22 protein-coding genes are annotated in these 17,460 nt (G+C 56.7%); 11 read left to right on the forward strand and 11 right to left on the reverse strand.

What is annotated here, in order from left to right:
- Window position 1: 1 nt before the first annotated feature.
- The gene (locus AC2FIS_RS19165) at window positions 2–220 is read left to right on the forward strand and encodes a succinate dehydrogenase assembly factor 2 (protein WP_432653422.1); all 219 of its coding nucleotides are present in this window, start codon (window positions 2–4) and stop codon (window positions 218–220) included.
- 78 nt (window positions 221–298) lie between these two features.
- A complete protein-coding gene (locus AC2FIS_RS19170; protein ID WP_186437453.1) occupies window positions 299–796 on the forward strand; it encodes a MarR family winged helix-turn-helix transcriptional regulator in 498 nt (165 codons plus the stop codon).
- Here the strand turns inward: AC2FIS_RS19170 and AC2FIS_RS19175 are convergent, their stop codons facing one another.
- From AC2FIS_RS19175 to AC2FIS_RS19185, 3 genes are read right to left on the reverse strand one after another with little or no spacing between them, the layout of a single operon-like run.
- Window positions 797–1,519: a DUF1194 domain-containing protein gene (locus tag AC2FIS_RS19175; RefSeq protein WP_496774954.1), complete on the reverse strand. Its 723-nt coding sequence runs from the start codon at window positions 1,517–1,519 to the stop codon at window positions 797–799.
- A complete protein-coding gene (locus AC2FIS_RS19180; RefSeq protein WP_496774955.1) occupies window positions 1,516–2,220 on the reverse strand; it encodes a DUF1194 domain-containing protein in 705 nt (234 codons plus the stop codon). The genes AC2FIS_RS19175 and AC2FIS_RS19180 overlap by 4 nt, the downstream gene beginning before the upstream one ends.
- Window positions 2,217–2,645: a VOC family protein gene (locus AC2FIS_RS19185; RefSeq protein WP_496723645.1), complete on the reverse strand. Its 429-nt coding sequence runs from the start codon at window positions 2,643–2,645 to the stop codon at window positions 2,217–2,219. Before AC2FIS_RS19185 ends, AC2FIS_RS19180 begins: the two co-directional genes overlap by 4 nt.
- 175 nt (window positions 2,646–2,820) lie before the next feature.
- Between AC2FIS_RS19185 and thyX the strand changes: the two genes are divergently transcribed.
- Entirely contained in the window at window positions 2,821–3,732 is a 912-nt protein-coding gene (gene thyX / locus AC2FIS_RS19190) for an FAD-dependent thymidylate synthase (RefSeq protein ID WP_496774956.1), read from the forward strand.
- A 222-nt stretch (window positions 3,733–3,954) separates the two neighbouring features.
- On the opposite strand, the gene AC2FIS_RS19195 is transcribed toward thyX, so the two are convergent.
- Entirely contained in the window at window positions 3,955–4,161 is a 207-nt protein-coding gene (locus AC2FIS_RS19195) for a cold-shock protein (protein WP_010439113.1), read from the reverse strand.
- A 215-nt stretch (window positions 4,162–4,376) separates the two neighbouring features.
- Between AC2FIS_RS19195 and AC2FIS_RS19200 the strand changes: the two genes are divergently transcribed.
- Both AC2FIS_RS19200 and AC2FIS_RS19205 read left to right on the forward strand, forming a co-directional pair.
- Complete coding sequence (locus AC2FIS_RS19200; RefSeq protein WP_496774957.1) at window positions 4,377–4,694, forward strand: ArsC/Spx/MgsR family protein; 318 nt, start codon at window positions 4,377–4,379, stop codon at window positions 4,692–4,694.
- A gap of 39 nt (window positions 4,695–4,733) precedes the next feature.
- Window positions 4,734–5,102, forward strand: coding sequence for a hypothetical protein (locus tag AC2FIS_RS19205; protein WP_113790385.1), 369 nt, complete (start codon window positions 4,734–4,736; stop codon window positions 5,100–5,102).
- A 1-nt stretch (window position 5,103) separates the two neighbouring features.
- Here AC2FIS_RS19205 and AC2FIS_RS19210 read toward each other — a convergent pair whose 3' ends face one another.
- From AC2FIS_RS19210 to thrS, 5 genes are all read right to left on the reverse strand, one after another.
- Window positions 5,104–5,631 carry a DoxX family protein gene (locus AC2FIS_RS19210; RefSeq protein WP_496774958.1) on the reverse strand — a complete coding sequence of 176 codons (528 nt, stop codon included), beginning with the start codon at window positions 5,629–5,631 and terminating at the stop codon, window positions 5,104–5,106.
- Window positions 5,628–6,389 (reverse strand): HvfC/BufC family peptide modification chaperone, encoded by a 762-nt coding sequence (locus AC2FIS_RS19215; RefSeq protein WP_496774959.1) that lies wholly within the window; start codon window positions 6,387–6,389, stop codon window positions 5,628–5,630. Before AC2FIS_RS19215 ends, AC2FIS_RS19210 begins: the two co-directional genes overlap by 4 nt.
- Window positions 6,386–7,243: an MNIO family bufferin maturase gene (bufB, locus tag AC2FIS_RS19220; protein ID WP_496774960.1), complete on the reverse strand. Its 858-nt coding sequence runs from the start codon at window positions 7,241–7,243 to the stop codon at window positions 6,386–6,388. Before bufB ends, AC2FIS_RS19215 begins: the two co-directional genes overlap by 4 nt.
- 70 nt (window positions 7,244–7,313) lie before the next feature.
- On the reverse strand, window positions 7,314–7,616 hold the full coding sequence (locus AC2FIS_RS19225) for a BufA1 family periplasmic bufferin-type metallophore (protein WP_058275886.1): 303 nt from the start codon (window positions 7,614–7,616) through the stop codon (window positions 7,314–7,316).
- A gap of 222 nt (window positions 7,617–7,838) precedes the next feature.
- Entirely contained in the window at window positions 7,839–9,797 is a 1,959-nt protein-coding gene (gene thrS / locus AC2FIS_RS19230) for a threonine--tRNA ligase (protein WP_496774961.1), read from the reverse strand.
- Between the two features lie 195 nt (window positions 9,798–9,992).
- Between thrS and AC2FIS_RS19235 the strand changes: the two genes are divergently transcribed.
- The 5 genes from AC2FIS_RS19235 (at window position 9,993) to AC2FIS_RS19255 (ending at window position 13,595) form a co-directional block, all read left to right on the forward strand.
- A complete protein-coding gene (locus AC2FIS_RS19235) occupies window positions 9,993–10,742 on the forward strand; it encodes an alpha/beta fold hydrolase (protein ID WP_496774967.1) in 750 nt (249 codons plus the stop codon).
- The gene (locus AC2FIS_RS19240) at window positions 10,739–11,734 is read left to right on the forward strand and encodes an alpha/beta hydrolase (RefSeq protein WP_496774962.1); all 996 of its coding nucleotides are present in this window, start codon (window positions 10,739–10,741) and stop codon (window positions 11,732–11,734) included. Before AC2FIS_RS19235 ends, AC2FIS_RS19240 begins: the two co-directional genes overlap by 4 nt.
- Window positions 11,734–12,162, forward strand: a complete 429-nt coding sequence (locus AC2FIS_RS19245; protein ID WP_496723871.1) for a VOC family protein — start codon at window positions 11,734–11,736, stop codon at window positions 12,160–12,162. Before AC2FIS_RS19240 ends, AC2FIS_RS19245 begins: the two co-directional genes overlap by 1 nt.
- A 17-nt stretch (window positions 12,163–12,179) precedes the next feature.
- Entirely contained in the window at window positions 12,180–12,794 is a 615-nt protein-coding gene (locus AC2FIS_RS19250; protein ID WP_496723869.1) for a hypothetical protein, read from the forward strand.
- 84 nt (window positions 12,795–12,878) lie between these two features.
- Window positions 12,879–13,595, forward strand: coding sequence for an alpha/beta fold hydrolase (locus tag AC2FIS_RS19255; protein ID WP_496774963.1), 717 nt, complete (start codon window positions 12,879–12,881; stop codon window positions 13,593–13,595).
- On the opposite strand, the gene AC2FIS_RS19260 is transcribed toward AC2FIS_RS19255, so the two are convergent.
- Both AC2FIS_RS19260 and phaZ read right to left on the reverse strand, forming a co-directional pair.
- A complete protein-coding gene (locus tag AC2FIS_RS19260; RefSeq protein ID WP_496774964.1) occupies window positions 13,586–14,170 on the reverse strand; it encodes a DUF6151 family protein in 585 nt (194 codons plus the stop codon). The genes AC2FIS_RS19255 and AC2FIS_RS19260 overlap by 10 nt on opposite strands.
- Before the next feature lie 5 nt (window positions 14,171–14,175).
- Window positions 14,176–15,447, reverse strand: coding sequence for a polyhydroxyalkanoate depolymerase (gene phaZ / locus AC2FIS_RS19265; protein ID WP_113790394.1), 1,272 nt, complete (start codon window positions 15,445–15,447; stop codon window positions 14,176–14,178).
- A gap of 110 nt (window positions 15,448–15,557) precedes the next feature.
- On the opposite strand from phaZ, the gene AC2FIS_RS19270 reads away from it, so the two are divergent.
- Window positions 15,558–17,360 carry a PHA/PHB synthase family protein gene (locus tag AC2FIS_RS19270; protein ID WP_496774965.1) on the forward strand — a complete coding sequence of 601 codons (1,803 nt, stop codon included), beginning with the start codon at window positions 15,558–15,560 and terminating at the stop codon, window positions 17,358–17,360.
- Window positions 17,361–17,460: the final 100 nt, after the last annotated feature.

Here is a 17,460-nt window from a genome sequence, read left to right on the forward strand (position 1 = left end):
GATGCGATCCATGCGGCGTGGGATCAAGGAAATGGATCTGATCCTGTCGGCCTATGCTGACCGAAATCTGACGGCCATGGAGCCGTCGGATATGGATAATTATGATGCGTTGCTGCACGAAAACGACCAGGATCTTTATCAGTGGGTCACAGGGCAGGTGCAGCCGCCCGAAACCTATTCCGAATTGATATCGGACATCGCGCAGACCTTTCAAAAATAAAAGAAAACCCGGCTTAACCGATTTTTCGGGATTTCCATTCATCCTGCCTGAAACAGCGCGACTGAATCGGAGGATCGGATGAGTATGGAAATGCAGGTCTCCGCGCCGGGAACCAAAGGGTTCATGACCAGCTATCTTGAGGCACTCGCCTTGGTGGAACGGCTGCACCGGTTGCTATTGGACGTCATCAAGGATGAGTTTGAGCGTGTCGGCGTATTGGAGATCAACGCCGTGCAGGCCTTGCTTTTGTTCAATATCGGCGACCATGAAGTCACCGCAGGTGAACTGAAAAGCCGCGGGTATTATCAGGGCAGCAATGTCAGCTATAACCTGAAGAAACTGGTCGAAATGGGGTACATGCACCATCAAAGATGCGAGATCGACCGCCGATCCGTAAGGGTTCGATTGACCCCGCGCGGTCGTGAAATACGCGATGTCGTATCCGAGCTGTTTTTGCGCCACGCTGAGGGGTTGCAAAATCGCGGCGTGTTGGGGCTGGAAGGCATCGACGACATCACCACATCCCTGCGACGGGTCGAGCGGTATTGGACGGACCAAATCCGTTACATCTATTGATCAGGGGCGCAGGGAATCTGTGGCGTCGGACAGGGTGAGCCCCTCCAGCTCGCGTATCAGTTTTCGGGTCATCGCATCCTCATAGGCCTCAAAGCCCAAAGCGACTTCGACGAAGGCTCCGGGCCCCAGAATAACCCATGTGTTGTAATAGGCGGAAAGCTCACCGACCTGGACATAGCGTTTGTCGCCATGACTGGGATCGTCTGCTCCGATCACGAGCCCGTTGATCGTGATACCGGTGTTTTCCAGTTCGGCTTTCACGCTGCGTGGATGAGGGCCCAGATTGTGCTTGCCGTCCCCTGACAGATCCAATGTGCGTTTCCAGCAATTCGGTTGCTGCGACAGTAGATTGGCTCCGAACCGCATTGCCGACCCAACAGCCGTGCCCTGTGGTGCGTTACCCCGTGTGACGGTCTTCAATTGGTCGCTGATCCGTGCAAGATCTTGTGCCGTGCGGATCTCAGTCCAGTTTACCAATATGCGTTGATGGCGGGTCTCGCTCCATTCGTAGATTGCCAATTGCACAGGCGCGCCGATGTCGGACAGGATCAGTTGAACAACTTCAGGGCGTTGCAAGGCCGCAGCTAGACCGCCGGTTTGCATCCTATACTCGGTGCTGTCGACCGAACCGGACACGTCCAGCCCCAACGCCAGTGCTTGCCTGCATTCCGACGCAGCGGCGCTGGCGAACATGACAAGTATCGCGGCCAGGAGGCGGATCATTGATGTGCACCCTCCTTCAACGCACCGATCTGCAACCCTTTCAATTCTCGTTCCAGCTTGCGACGCATCGCGCGCTCAAAATCTTCGAACCCTTGCGCGATTTCCAGAAACGCACCGGGGCCGTGCAGAACGTTGTTCTCGAAGAACGGGATAAGGAACAGCTCTCCTTCAAAGTCCGCAGCGTTGATTACCAACCCGTTGACCACGACGTTTTGAAAAGGAAAGTGCCGGTATGCCGAATCCGGCCCATAGCCGTCATTGTTTGAACCATCCCCGGACAAATCGATGGTGTTAAAAAGGCAGGGTGGCGCTTGCTGCATCAAAGTCGCGCCAAATGCCAAGGCATAGCCCATTGCGGTGGCCGAGCCGCTATCCGAGCGAACAGATTGTTGCACTGTTGAGGCTGCGACCAGCAGGTCGGCTTCGGTGTTGATCATGGTCCAGTTCAGTACAACGCGTTGTGTGGTGCGACCACTCCACTCATACACGGCCAGCGCCACCGGTGCGGGCGAGGAAAAAAACGCCTCTACCACTTCTGGCGCGATTAATGCAGCGGCCAAGCCCTGCCGTTGCAAAACGTCTTCATTCTCATCCACCGAGGTCGAGATATCCATGGCGAGCGCCAGCGCAAGGCGACAGGTCTCGGCCCGAACGGGGCTGGCCAAAACGGCCAGACCCAATGCTATCAGCCAGCGGATCACCAGTGACCGGCACTTTCCATGCTGGCCCAGGGCTCGGCCGGTTCCAGCGCGTCACCATTTTGCAGCAGCTCGACGGAGATATTGTCGGGTGAGCGCACAAACGCCATACGCCCGTCTCGCGGTGGGCGATTGATCACGACTCCGTTGTCCTGCAGGTGCTGGCAAACCTCATAGATGTTGTCGACCCCATAAGCGAGATGTCCGAAATGACGGCTGTCGCTGGGCAGGGTGTCATCCCCATCCCAGTTATGCGTCAGCTCGATCGGTCGATCCTCTTGTCCCGGAGGGGCCATGAAGATCAGCGAAAACCGGCCCGCTTCGCTGTCGTAACGGCGGGTTTCCTTCAGGCCCAGCAGTTCATAGAACGCCATCGACTTCTCCAGATCCTTCACGCGGACCATGGTGTGAAGATATGTCAGCCCCATTGTGGCTTCCTTTCTATTCAGGTGATGGGCTGCAGCTTAGCGCGCGGGCCAAGCGTGTCGAGGGGCAGGGTGGACACAATTTGGAATTTGCGACGCTTGGTGCACATGTCGCGGTTCCGGTCTGGGAATTGCCGATATATAGTGGTGAGCGACTCATTGCTGGAAAGGAAATTTCATGCCACTGTCCTCTGACCAACTGGCCGAGATCGAAGCGCAACGGGCGCAATCGCATCCAACACGCCGCGTTGTGGCTGAGGGGATGGAAGACCACCTCTATACCGCGCATCAGGTGCTGGACCACGGCTTTGTGCGCGTTATTGACTACATGGGGGATGACGCAGCAATTTGTCAGGCGGCACGTGTATCTTACGGCAAAGGCACCAAGTCGGTGCAGAATGACGAGGGGCTGATCCGCTATCTGATGCGGCACTGGCACTCGACCCCGTTCGAGATGTGCGAAATCAAGCTGCACGTTAAGCTGCCCGTCTTTGTGGCCCGTCAGTGGATTCGTCACCGGACCGCCAATGTGAACGAATACTCGGCCCGCTATTCGATTCTGGACCGCGAGTTTTATATCCCCGCACCGGACCACGTGGCCGCGCAGTCCGAAGTGAACAATCAGGGCCGCGGCGACGCCCTGCAAGGCGAAGAGGCGGCTCGTGTTTTAGAAATGCTCAAGGCCGACAGTGCGCGGTGTTATGACAATTACGAAGCCATGATCGACCAGGATGGTCAGCAGGGGCTGGCGCGTGAACTTGCGCGTATGAACCTGCCTGCGAATATCTACACGCAGTGGTATTGGAAGGTGGACCTGCACAACCTGTTCCATTTCCTGCGGCTGCGGGCCGACCCGCACGCCCAGTACGAAATCCGCGTCTATGCTGACATGATGTGCAAGATCGTCGCCGACTGGGTTCCCTTCGCGTATAGAGCGTTCGAAGATTACCGTTTGGGTGCGGTCAACCTTTCGGCGCAGATGGTAGATAGCCTGCGACGCATGATTGCCGGTGAAACTGTGACGCAGGAAAATTCGGGCATGACGGCGCGGGAATGGCGCGAGTTCGAGGCTGTCATTCACAAGGGGTAAGACCGCCAATAGCCATGCTTCTGATGTCATGACGCCTTTTCGAGTGGCTCATGCCATCAGTGTGATGTGTGAACGCTCGGAAATCGTGGTGTTCGGCTAAAACGAAAACACTCATGCCGATACCAAACCGACGCGAGGGTAAGGTTTCAAACCCTTGAGAATGGACAACGGCCGGAAATTGGCCGTTGGCCTGCTTTTAGTACCCGCAGATGACGGGGTGTTTTATAACGGCTTCAAATCAGAGGCCATTTGTCGGCCGTCGCGTCCGTCTTCCAACTCATACGAGACTTTCTGATTGTCAGCGAGCCCGGTCAGACCGGACCGTTCTACGGCCGAGATATGAACAAAAACGTCCTTGCCACCTTCGTCAGGGGCAATAAACCCATAGCCTTTCGTGGTATTAAACCATTTCACGGTGCCAGTTGGCATTTCCCGTGTCTCCTTCTACTTACACGTTGTCCCACAAATTGGTGGGGGCAGTGGTTGACGCAACCACAACGCATCACCGCTTCGCCCACACGACGCAGCCCGAATTGTGTGTTTCGTCTTTTTCAACATTGCACGGTGAAGTAAAAAATCAAGAATAACTGGATGTAGCAGGCAAAAATGCCAAAAATTCATACAAGTACAGGAACGGTCCCAAAATGCGTCTATATGGCCTGAAAAACTGCGATACTTGCCGTAAGGCACTGAAAGAAATTGAAAATATTGAATTTGTAGACGTTCGGACGCAAGGTGTTCCCGATTCTGTCCTGACAGCGGCGTTTGATACGTTCGGCGAAGCTTTGCTCAATACCCGGTCAACAACTTGGCGTGGATTGGACGCGGAACAACGCACGCGACCACCGCTGGAGTTGCTGAAGGAACACCCGACTTTGATGAAGCGCCCCTTGATCGAAGATGACGGTACGTTGTTGTTGGGCTGGACCGCCAAAACCAAGGCAAGTCTTGGCGTTGCCTGATCGGGCGCTTATGTGTCTGACGTAAATATGAGGGTTTAAATGCGCAACGCATCAATGATTTTGGGCGTCATTGCCGGCTTGATCGGAATGATTGTTGGCTTTTTTGGCTATGGCTATATCGAATTCATAGACCATTACGGCGAGATTGAAGGCCTTGCTGAACAAGTGGACAACGTACAGTTCATCCAGACTGCTTCAATTATTGCGCCTTTGCTGGCCATCGCGGGGGGCGCAATGGCCCATGCGCGGGCTCTGATTGGTGGAATACTGCTGCTGATCTCAGCCGTCGGGATGTATTTCGCGTTTGGATTCAACGCCTTTACGATGTTTCCGGTGGCCTTTGCCGCCGTGGCAGGCATCCTTGGGCTGGCCGCGGGAAAACCGGACGAGCCCAAGGCACATTTCTAGGTCATTTCACGTGTAGGGCCCGGTCGACAGATAAGGGGCCTGCACCGTTGATCACAATAACGAGCAGCACAAAAGTCCAGAGCGTCCGCTGGTCCAGCACGTTTGGTGCGGCGGTGAAAAAGCTTCCCAGCGCTGCGCCATGCCCGGTGACGTCGACAATTGTCTGAACCCAGACAAATCCGATCATACCCAAGGCCGCCAGCCGGGACAGAAGGCCGACCAGAATCAAGGCCGGCAGCAGGAACTCAGCCCAGGTGCCGGCAACTGCGATCACCCAATAAGAAAAGCCAAGTTGTGAACTGTCATAGCTGACGGCTTCCATTGCTTTGGGAAAAATCTGGACGTATGCACCGTCAGACGGGAACAGGAAACCCAAAATACCACTGCCAAGTTTGGTGGTTGCTGAGTTCCAATAATAGACAAGCAGCGTCGCGGCAAAAACCACCCGGGCCAGTGTTGGCGTGAGCCAGCCAGAGGTCATTTCCAGCCGACCCAGGGTATTATTGTGAAGAGAGATCAGGGCAGTCATGTTGCCAGCCTTTCGATAGACACAGAAGTAATCGCGCCGCCCTGCAAAAGCAGCGCCAGAGTGGCCCCAAGGTCAAATTCGGGGAATTCGGCAGAGGTTTGTTCAAATGCCTTGCCAATGGTAAGTCCGGCCTGAACATGCGCGATCCAGTCCGCTCCGCCCTTGGGCAGCAAATGCGGGGCCGGGTCGAATTCGGGTCGGGTGATCAGGATATCTTCGGACCCGGGTGCAGGTTTGGGTGCACCCTCTTCGGAATTGAAGCGCCAGATCGAAAACAGCGGCCAATCTGACCGAAGAACCTTCATCGATGGCGCAAACTCCAGCTTTGCCAGAACGATCTCTTCCGGTGGGATGGCCAGCGCATCGGGCCGTGCGGCCTGGCTGTCGGCAGAGTGGTAGGACCGGCGCAGTGCCAGTTCCAGACGCGCGACGTCGGCAAGGTAGCCAAGGTGCGACAGTTGCTCCATCCCGGCAAGGAATTCGGGGAATTCCTCACCGTAGAACATCATCAGCGGTGAAGACGGGGGATGTTTGCGTAGGAAAAGCCCGGCAAGCCCATTCATGTTCTGAGATCCCAACAGCCGTGCGATCACCGGAAAGGCCTGATGCATCGCTTCGGTCAGCGAAACAGCCACGTTGTTGCGGTAAACGCTGAACCGCCGCCCGGCGGGGCGTTCTGCGGCATCCCACAAACCGTCCGGAACAGCCGCCGACGGGTCAAGCAGGGCTGCGCGGAACGTGGTTTGCGAAACGCTCATGCTGGGATGCGGTCCAGTGCCGCCTGCGCCCGATCTGCTTCGGCCCGAAGAACGGACCAGTCGGGTACGTCCGTATCCCATTCGATCAGAACGGGTTTGGGGCCGGAACGGTCCAACACGTAATCCAGCAACGTCCACACCGGATCAACGACTTCGCGACCGTGGCTGTCGATCAGTAAGGGACGCCCATGGTCGTCTTCGTCTTCGTCATGACCGCCAAGGTGGATCTCGTGGACATTGTCCAGCGGGTAGGCGTCGATGTAGCTCTGCGGCGAGAAATCCAGATTGGTGGCCGACACGAAGACATTGTTCACATCCAGCAAAAGACCACATCCTGTCAGACTTGCGATTTCCCGCAGGAAGTCAGGCTCGGACCATGTGCTTTCTTCAAAAGCCAAATAGCTGGACGGGTTTTCCAACAGCATTTGCCGCCCCACGGTTTCCTGAACCTGGTCAATATGGGCACAGATTCGCTCCAGCGTTTCGTCAGTGTAGGGCAGGGGCAGAAGATCGTTCAGGAAATGACTGTCATGGGTCGACCAGGCCAGATGCTCGGAAAAGCTGGCCGGATTCAGCCACCCCACCAAGTGTTTCAAGCGCGCCAGATGGTCGGGGTCCAAGGGGCCTTCTCCACCGATCGAGAGGCCAACGCCGTGGACGGAAATGGGAAATTTTTCAGAGAGGTGGCGCAATTGCGCAAGCGGCCTGCCGCCATCACCCATGTAGTTTTCGGCGTGGATTTCAAGCCAGCCGACCGGATGCGCATGGTCCAGAATCTGTTCGTAGTGCTGAGGTTTGTACCCGACTCCCGGCACTGCGGGCAGCCTGTTCGATCGAAGTGAACTATCCAGCATGTGCAAATCCTCCGGTCACGAAAAGAGGCGGGCGATTGGGCCCGCCCCTCCGATTCTCAGATGCTTGGGCTTATGCCGGCAGGTCGCGCTCCAGCGGTTCCAGCGAACCTTCACGCGCTGCACCATCTGCCGACTTGGGCAGTTCGATATCGGCGCAGGTTCCAGCGTCGACCAGAGTCCAGGCGTTGCCCTGATAGTCAACGGTCGAGGTGCCCGCGCAGGTGGTGCCGGGGCCAGCGGCACAGTCGTTTTGACCGGCCAGCGAAACGCCATAGCATTTCTCTTTGGCTTGTGCGGAGGCGGTTGTGGCGACGCCAGATACGGCTGCTGCAACTGCGCTTGCGATAACCAGGGTTTTTGCGGTGTTCGACATCTCGGTAATCCCTTTTGATGACTGCGTATGTCTTCTTGTGACAATGACAAAGGTAGTAGCTAAATCGGGGCAGGTGAATTCACGAGCCCGTGTCTCACAACCCCGTCAAAGAGCGTAATGCCCTCTTGAAGGTTAACAAACTGTTTTTGAAATGAAAAATGGAAAATGTTTCAATCCGACCCCAAATTAGGGGTCGGATTTCGTGCAAATTATCGCCGAATGTTACAGAAGGTCGGGCGGGGTAGCCGCCAAAGACAACTCTTTTGTTACAGCCTCAAGCGATTGAACCTGTGTCTGTTTTTCGCCAAGGCGGCGCACACTTACGGTACGCTCTTCAACTTCGCGGTGACCGACGGCGAGAATGATCGGCACCTTGCCGACCGAGTGCTCGCGAACCTTGTAGTTGATCTTTTCGTTGCGAATATCTGCCTCGGCCCGCACGCCAGCGGCCTTGAGCGTTTCGACAACTTCCAAAACATAGTCATCCGCCTCGGACGTGATCGAGGCGACCACCACCTGACGCGGGGCCAACCAGAACGGAAGCTTGCCAGCGTGCTCTTCGATCAGGATACCGATGAAGCGTTCGAACGAGCCCAATGTCGCACGGTGCAGCATGAACGGACGATGCTTGGCACCATCGGCTCCGATAAAGTTGGCATCCAGACGTTCGGGCAAGTTAGGGTCAACCTGCAAGGTGCCGCACTGCCATGTCCGGCCGATCGCGTCGGTCAAAGTGAATTCCAGTTTGGGGCCATAGAACGCACCTTCGCCTTCCAGAACCTCATAGTCATAGCCCGCTGCCTTACAGGCATCACCCAGCGCTTTTTCGACCAGATCCCAGCTTTCATCCGATCCGATCCGCTTTTCCGGGCGAGTCGACAGTTTGATGGTCCAGTCATGGAACCCGAGGTCAGCATAGACCTTGGACAGGAACGCAATGAACTTGGCGGTCTCAGATTCGATCTGTTCCTCGGCACAGAAAATATGGCCGTCATCCTGCGTAAAGCCACGGACCCGCATAATCCCATGCAAAGCGCCCGAGGGTTCATACCGCGCGCAAGATCCGAACTCGGCCATGCGCAGAGGCAGGTCGCGATAAGACTTCAAACCCTGATTGAAAACCTGCACGTGACACGGGCAGTTCATCGGCTTCAGCGCGTTGATCGCCTTTTCGCGGGCGTGTTCTTCGTCCACTTCGACGATGAACATGTTCTCTTGGTATTTGTCCCAGTGGCCAGACGCTTCCCACAGCTTACGGTCAACGACCTGTGGCGTGTTCACTTCGACATAGCCGTCGCGTTCCTGCATGCGACGCATATAGTCCTGCAGGGTGGTATAGATCTTCCAGCCGTTCGGATGCCAGAAGATCTGGCCCGGCGCTTCTTCCTGCATGTGGAACAGGTTCATCTCGCGGCCCAGCTTGCGGTGATCACGCTTTGCAGCCTCTTCCAGCATATGCAGATGCGCTTTCAGCTTTTCCTTGCCGGTGAAGGCCACGCCGTAAATGCGCTGCAGCATCGCGCGGTCGCTGTCGCCACGCCAATAGGCGCCAGCAATGCTCATCAGCTTGAAGGCGTCGCCCGGCAGTTGGCCGGTATGCTGCAAATGCGGGCCACGGCACAGATCCTGCCAGTGGCCGTGCCAGTACATGCGAAGCGGTTCGTCACCCGGGATGGCCTCGATCAGTTCGACTTTATAAGGCTCGTTATTGGCCTTGTAGAATTCGATCGCGCGCTGACGGTCCCAGATTTCGGTGGTCACGGGATCGCGCTTGTTGATGATCTCTTTCATCTTTTTCTCGATGAGGCCGAGATCTTCGGGCGTGAACGGTTCTGCCCGGTCGAAATCGTAGTACCAGCCGTTGTCGATAACGGGGCCGATCGTGACCTTGGTTGCGGGCCAGATTTCCTGCACCGCGCGCGCCATCACGTGCGCCAGATCGTGACGGATCAGCTCGTTGGCCTGTTCCTCATCCTTCATGGTGTGGATGGCGATCTGCGCGTCAGATTCGATGGGCCACTGCAGGTCCCAGTGCTGGCCGTTCACGGTGGCCGAGATGGCCTTTTTGGCCAATGAGTTCGAGATATCAGCAGCGACCTGAGCTGGCGTTACGCCTGCGTCATAGGATCGTGCATTGCCATCGGGAAAAGTAAGGGAGACTGACTGTGAGTCCAGGGCCATATCGGCTCTCCTCGTCGGTTTGGCGCCCACTGAACGCCCGGTTGCGGGTTATGTGTGTTCGATCCATTTGGCAGTTGCAGCATGACCTGTCAAGCACCCAACCGCGCTGTGGCTGACGCGGCGGGAGGTTCGAATTCGGGAATTGCAGCCACCGGGCAGCCGTGCATGATGAACCCCAAAAGGAAAGAGGGCGACATGGCAGCGACGGATTTTCTGGAAACGGCGCAAGGGCGGCGGCTGGCTTATCACAAAAGCGATGGGGTAGGGCCGACGGTTGTATTTTTGGGCGGGCTGAAGTCTGACATGGAGGGCACCAAGGCGGTGCATCTTGAGGCTTGGGCCAAGGCGCGCGGTCAGGCATTCCTGCGGTTCGATTACTCGGGCCATGGCGAGAGCTCGGGCAAATTTGAGGACGGATGCATCGGCGACTGGCACGAGGATGCTTTGGCCGCGGTAGCTGCCCTGACCGATGGGCCACTGATCGTGGTCGGGTCGTCGATGGGCGGCTGGCAAGCGCTTTTGCTGGCGAAGGCAATGCCGGATCGGATTGCAGGTATGGTGACCATCGCCGCCGCGCCTGATTTCACTGAAGACGGGTATTGGGCATCGTTTTCTGACACGCAAAAACAGGTGTTGGAAACCGAAGGGTATGTCGAGTTACCCTCTGACTATATGGAGCCTTATATCATCACGAAACGCATGATTGAGGACGGAAGACAGCAGTTGGTTCTGCGGGATGCAATTAATCTTCAGTTTCCGGTGCGTTTTCTGCAAGGGACTGCAGATACTGCTGTTTCCACTGCAACCGCTGTGCGTCTGGTGGAACATGCCACCGGTTCAGATATGCGCCTGCTCTTGGTCAAGGATGCAGACCACAAGTTCTCGGACGGGCCATGCCTGGAAATCATCGAAAACGCCGTGCTTGAAGTGATGGGCGCGCAATGATCCGGGGGATGGGCAAAGCCATCGGGCGTGTTCTTCTGGTGCTGGTCGCGGCTGGTGCCCTGATCTATTGGTTCGGTCCGCGCGAAGAAGTGAACCTGAACCCGACATTTGAACCGCGCAAGTTTGGCGAAGGGGTGCAGGTCTATTTCGAAAGCGTCGAGTCCGCTTTCGATGACATCACTGCTGGTGTCGAGAAACGGGTTGTCTGGCAAGACGGGTTCAAGGAACAGCGCACCCCGGTTTCCATATTGTATTTGCATGGGTTTTCCGCCTCGTCCGAGGAAGTTCGCCCTGTCCCGGACATGGTCGCCGATGCGTTGGGGGCCAATCTGGTCTACACCCGCTTGCAGGGTCATGGGCGCGGCGGGGAGGCGATGGCCGAAGGCACCGCCTCGGGCTGGATGCAGGATATGGCCGAAGGGTTGGCCGCCGCCCGTGCAGTGGGCGATCAGGTCGTCGTGATTTCAACCTCGACCGGCGGAACACTGGCTGCGGCGGCGACATTGGATGATGCACTGATAGAAAACGTAGCCGGTTTGGTCTTTGTTTCTCCGAATTTTGGTGTGAACACGCCCGGTGCCTGGATACCGGGCCTTCCATGGGCGCGAAGCTGGTTGCCATTGATCATGGGGGAAGAACGGGACGTATCGGGGCCGGATCCCGAGAAGAACAAGTACTGGTCGTCGGTTTATCCGTGGGAGGCAGTTGTGCCCATGACCGCTTTGGTCGAGACCGTTTATGCCATGGACTTCTCGCAGGCGCGTGTCCCGGCGCTGTTCTGGTTCTCGGACGATGATCAGGTTGTGCGCCCGGACTTGACCCACAAGGTGGCCGAAGCTTGGGGCGGACCTGCTAGTGTTCAGACGGTTACGATGGGGCCGGGCGATGACCCATCGTCCCATGTCATTGCCGGACGTTTGATGTCTCCGGGACAGACCGATGCCGCCGTCGCTGGAATTCTGGCATGGTTGAAAGAGCAGGGGATCGAATGATGGAACAGCGCGTCAGCCTCATCACTGTCGGGGTGGAAGACCCTGAAACCGCCGCTGCATTCTATGAAAAGATCGGCTGGAAACGTGTCGACAGCCCGGACGGTGTGATTGCCTTTGATCTGATCGGGCAGACGCTGGGGCTGTATCCTCTGCCGGCACTGGCCGATGAGATTGGTGTTGACGTGGGCACCTTGGGCCGTGGGGCGCTGACGCTGAGCTATAACTGCCGGTCGAAGGAAGATGTCGCGCAGGTCCTGAGCAAGGTCGAAGAGGCCGGTGCCGAGGTTCTCAAACCGGCTTCGGATGTGTTCTGGGGCGGGCATCACGGTTACTTCCGCGCGCCCGACGGCACGGTATGGGAGGTCGCTTTCAACCCGTTCTCACCTCTGGCCCCTGATGGGGCGTTTCGCTGGAACGGGTATGGGTGATGCGTAAGCCGGGTAGCATGTGGAGCCTTGAAACTCTTGGCCGCGTGCGCCTGTCCAAGCACTTTTTCATGCGGGATTTCTTGTATTCCGAGATTGGAAATTTCCATGAAAAACAAAATCTCCCCGACAATCCCGATCTTGCCATCGAAACCGGCCGAGCCTTTTGCCTGACGTTGCTGGACCCGTTAGAAGAGACGTTCGGACGCGTGGCAGTCCGGTCCGGTTACCGATCGCCGTCGTTGAATCAATTTGGCAATGAAAACCGGCTGAACTGTGCCCGAAATGACAATCCGCTGGAATGCCATATCTGGGACTGGGGCACCGGCGATGATCGGATTGCTGGGGCGTCGATTGTCATTCCGTGGTTCGCGGATCGTTACGCGGAAGGGCGGGATTGGCGCGATCTGGCGTGGTGGATGCACGACCATCTGGAGTATTCCGAGATTTGGTTTTTTCCAAAACTCTGCGCCTTCAATCTGGTGTGGCGACCAATTCCCATCAAGCGTATCGACAGCTACATCGTCCCGCGCGGGTGCCTGTTGCGTGCGGGCGAAAATCCGGGCGAAGACCTGAAGACTCGTCAAAAGCGCTATGCGGATTTTCCCACGTTTCGCGGTATTGCCTATCCGTGAAGTTTAACTTGCCCAGGCCGAAAAAACCTCTCATCCTGTTAAAAAACAAAGCCACTCAAGAAGCTGAGATGAAGGAGGCCGCGATTGATCGAGCCGCTGGTTCTATTGCCCGGATTGATGTGCGATTCTAGGGTGTTTGCCCCTCAGATCGCCCACTTTTCTCGTCAACGCGCGGTCACGGTTGCACCGGTTTCGTTGGGCGAGCGGATCGAAGAGATCGCATCGGGCCTTTTGGATCAACTGCCACACCGCTTTGCGCTTGCGGGGTTTAGTATGGGTGGTGTGGTGGCTCTTGAACTTGTTCGTCGCGCGCCAGACCGAATCTCGCGCCTGTGCCTTATGGCCACCGATGCGCAGTCCGACACGCCGCAGATCGCGGCGACACGCGAAGAGTATATGGTTGGTGCCAAGGCAGGGCGGCTTGAAGAGGTTATGCGTAAGATACTCGGGTCAGATACCTTGGCCCCGGGGCCAAGGCGCGTTCCCATTCTGAGTGACGTGACTGCCATGGCATTGGATCAGGGGGCAGATGTGTTCGAACGCCAGATGCGCGCTTTGCAGCGGCGTCCGGATCAGCAAGGTGGGCTGCGAATGATCAAGGTTCCCACGCTGGTCTTGTGTGGGTCGCATGACCTGCTGACACCCGTAAGAAAACACGCCTTTATGGCGGAACTGATCCCAAATGCGGAACTCAAAGTGGTTGAGGACGCGGGGCATTTGCCATCGCTCGAAGCTCCTCAGGTCGTCAATGATGCACTTGAGAACTGGTTAAACATGCCTACGCGAACCACTTATGGATAAAGGGCTGCACGCTCGGATTTGCTGAGGATCACAGGCTCGGCAACCGGATCGAAGGTGCTTGGGTCGAAGAAGGGTGTGTTCTTCCAACTGCCTGACATCCGCGATTTCGCGACGCGGGTCACCAGCCCGGATATGGCCGACCCAATCTTTTCATGGGTCTGTTTGTCGTGGCCTGTGGGGATAAACCCGCGCGTGGTGATCGGCCCCAACCCACTTGGGTCGGGGATACGTTTGACGATAAAACCTGCGAATGGGAACTTCGGCGTTGTTGGTGTGGTCGCTAGTGGCGCATTGCAGCAACTGGCATACCAGCGCATCATCCCTTTGGGGCTCAGTTGCATCAGCGCGAGATGCTCTGCGCCACCGTCGAAAAAGATCTCTTCCGGAAGCATCTGCAGGATTTCAACAGGACCGGGGGCAGGATCGGGTTGCCCAAAGTACAACTGAGCCGCGCGGCAATCGTGACAGTAGCACACGACATGTGTGCCGTGTTTCACGCCTGCGGCGCTGATCCGTCCATGTAGGGAACAGCATGAGCAGGAAAATGGGGTGTCTTTCGCCACTTTCCTGCTCATGATTTTTAAGCCACTTTGTTTTTGTTTGCGGCGCGACGCTTTGGTTTGCGCGTATTTGCATTCATGAAGTCAATCACAAGCGGCCGGATGTTATCCCGCCAGCTGCGGCCCGCAAAAATGCCATAGTGACCCGCACCGGGTTCGACATGGCTTGCCTTTTTTGCATCCGGCAAGCCGGTGCAGAGCTCAAGCGCGGCAATACACTGGCCGGGCGCCGAGATATCGTCATTTGCGCCTTCAACCGTTTTGACCGCGACATCGGTGATTTTGCCGATATCGACCTTGTGGCCTGCGACAACGAACTCATTGCGGGCGATCTCGCGGTCTTTGAATACACGCTCGACCGTGGAAAGATAAAACTCGGCGGGCATGTCCATGACCGCCAGGTATTCATCGTAAAAGCGGTTATGCGCATCGTGATCGGATGCTTCGCCCCGCATCACGCGCTGGATCTGATCGGTGAACGCTTTGGAGTGGCGATCCCCGTTCATCGACATGAAGGACGCCAATTGCAGCAAGCCTGGATATACCATGCGGCCGACGCCTTTGTATTTGAAGCCGACGCGCTGGATCATGGTTTCTTCCAGCTGTCCCATGGTCACGCGACGGCCGAAATCGGTTACGTCGGTCGGGGTGGCATCAGGGTCAACCGGACCACCGATCAGGGTTAATGTGCTGGGCTGGGCCTTGGGCTCGACCTCGGCCAGATAAGCGGTTGCGGCAAGCGTCAGAGGAGCGGGCTGGCAAATGGCTACAACATGAGTGTCCGGGCCCAGCTCCTTCATAAAATCGACAAGATACAGCGTGTAATCCTCGACATCGAACTTGCCTTCGGAAACGGGGATATCACGCGCATTATGCCAGTCGGTTACGTAAACCTCACAATTGACCAGCAGGCTTTTGACCGTGGAACGCAACAAAGTCGCGTAGTGGCCGGACATTGGCGCCACCAACAGCACCTTACGGGGTTGTTCTTCCCGTCCGTTGACGCGAATATGAATCAGGTCGCCAAATGGGCGCTCCATTACGGGAACAATATCAACAAGGTGGTCCTTGCCATCCTCACACGTGAACGTTCGAATACCCCAGTCCGGCTTTGCGATCATACGCTGAAACGTGCGCTCGGTCACTTCGCCCCATGCGGCCATCATGCTGAAAGCCGGGTTGGGGATCATGGAGAACAGTGGGTAGGACGCCATAGCACTGGCCGTTGCCCCCATCCATTGGTTCGTGTTGCGCATGGTTTCCATAAGGTCGTAGGTCATCATGTAGCGCATATAGGGGGCCTCCTGGCTGCCGGTGTGAGTGTCGGACCATTCGTCGCTTTGCTCCCCAAGCCCACGACGATTATTCTGCATAGCAGCGAGGTTAAGGGGGAATTGTTAAAATGACAACAAGTGAACACCAGACACCGGAGCTATCCCCGGAACACCTTGAGAGGCTTAAAGAAAATATGGACAAGGTGGAGGAGCTTTCGAAGCGACTTGTTGATGCGATGTCGGGAAAGAAGGGTCACAACCCTGCTTTGGACGGTCCGAATCAAGAGCTTTATGCAAAGGCAGCATCGGCGTATTGGGCTGAAGCGATGCAAAATCCTGCGCGGCTAATGGAGAAGCAGATCGAGTTCTGGGGTCAGTCTGTTATGAACTTCGCCGAGGCGCAGCAGGCGCTGGTGGGCAGCGAGGCAGAAGAGGCCGCATCCGGACCCCGGGACAAGCGGTTTTCCAACCCCTTGTGGGAGACCAATCCGTATTTCAAATTCATCCGTCAGCAGTATCAGACAAATGCCGATGCCATCGCGCAGGCGGTGGCTTCGGTCGAGGATCTGGATGTGCAGGACAAGCAGCGGCTGGCATTCTTCTCGCAGCAGATCATCGACATGATGTCGCCGACGAATTTTCTGGCAACCAATCCCGATGCGCTGGAAAAGGCGGTCGAGACGGAAGGCCAGTCACTGATCCAGGGTCTGGAAAACCTGGTGGCTGATCTCGAGGCCAATGACGGCGAGATGGTGGTGAAACTGGCCGATGACAGTGCCTTTGAGGTGGGCGGCAATATCGCGACGACGCCCGGCGATGTGGTTTATCGTAACCGGCTGATGGAGCTGATCCAGTACAAGCCGGCGACCGAGACGGTGCACGAAACGCCGCTGGTGCTGTTCCCGCCGTGGATCAACAAATTCTACATTCTGGACCTCAAAGCGCAGAACAGTCTGATCAAATGGGTGACAGAGCAGGGCTATACCCTGTTTGTGGTCAGCTGGGTGAACGCAAATGAATCCCACGCCGATATCGGTATGGAAGACTATATCCAGGACGGTTTCCTGACCGCGATCGAAGAGGTCAAGTCGATCTGCAAGGTCAAACAGGTCAATGCGGTCGGCTATTGCATCGCGGGCACCACGCTGAGCCTGACGCTGTCGCTGCTCAAGCAGCGCGGCGACAAGTCGATCAAATCGGCCACATTCTTTACGGCCCTGACCGACTTTGGTGATCAGGGTGAGTTCACGCCCTTCCTGCAGAACGACTTTGTGGATGGGATCGAGGATCAGATCTCGGAGGACGGGGTTCTGAAGGCGTGGATCATCGGGCGCACTATGTCATTTCTACGTTCCAAAGACCTGATTTATGGGCCTGCGATTCGCAGTTATATGATGGGTGAGACACCGCCCGCGTTCGATCTGCTGTTCTGGAACGGGGACGGGGCCAATCTGCCCGGTCGTATGGCGGTCCAGTATCTGCGCGGCCTGTGTCAGCGCAATGACTTCGTCACCGATGGGTTCGAACTGCTGGGGCACAAGCTGCATGTGCGCGACGTGGACGTGCCCCTGATGGCGATCACCTGTGAGACGGATCACATCGCGGCGTGGAAGGCGTGTTATCGCGGTGTGCAGCAGATGGGGTCGCGGTCGAAAAGCTTCATCGTTTCGGAATCGGGGCATATTGCCGGTATTGTGAACCCGCCCAGCAAGAAGAAATACGGCCATTACACCAATACCGATCTGAAGGCAGATCCCGAGACCTGGCTGAAAGAGGCCACGTATCACGAAGGGTCTTGGTGGCCCCGGTGGGAGGCCTGGCTGAAGAAGCGGTCGGGCAAGCAGGTACCCGCGCGCGCGCCCGGCGATTCGGGCCATCCCGCTCTTGCACCGGCACCGGGGACCTATGTGCAGGTCAAGGCAAGTACTTGAATTCAATGTCTCCCGCAGAAGTATTCTGCAGTGCAGCAAGAAAATTCTTGCAATGCTGCATTGCGGCATCCATATTGTCCTCAAGCTGATGAAAACCGGG

The organism is Ruegeria sp. CDSB113 (assembly GCF_059611045.1).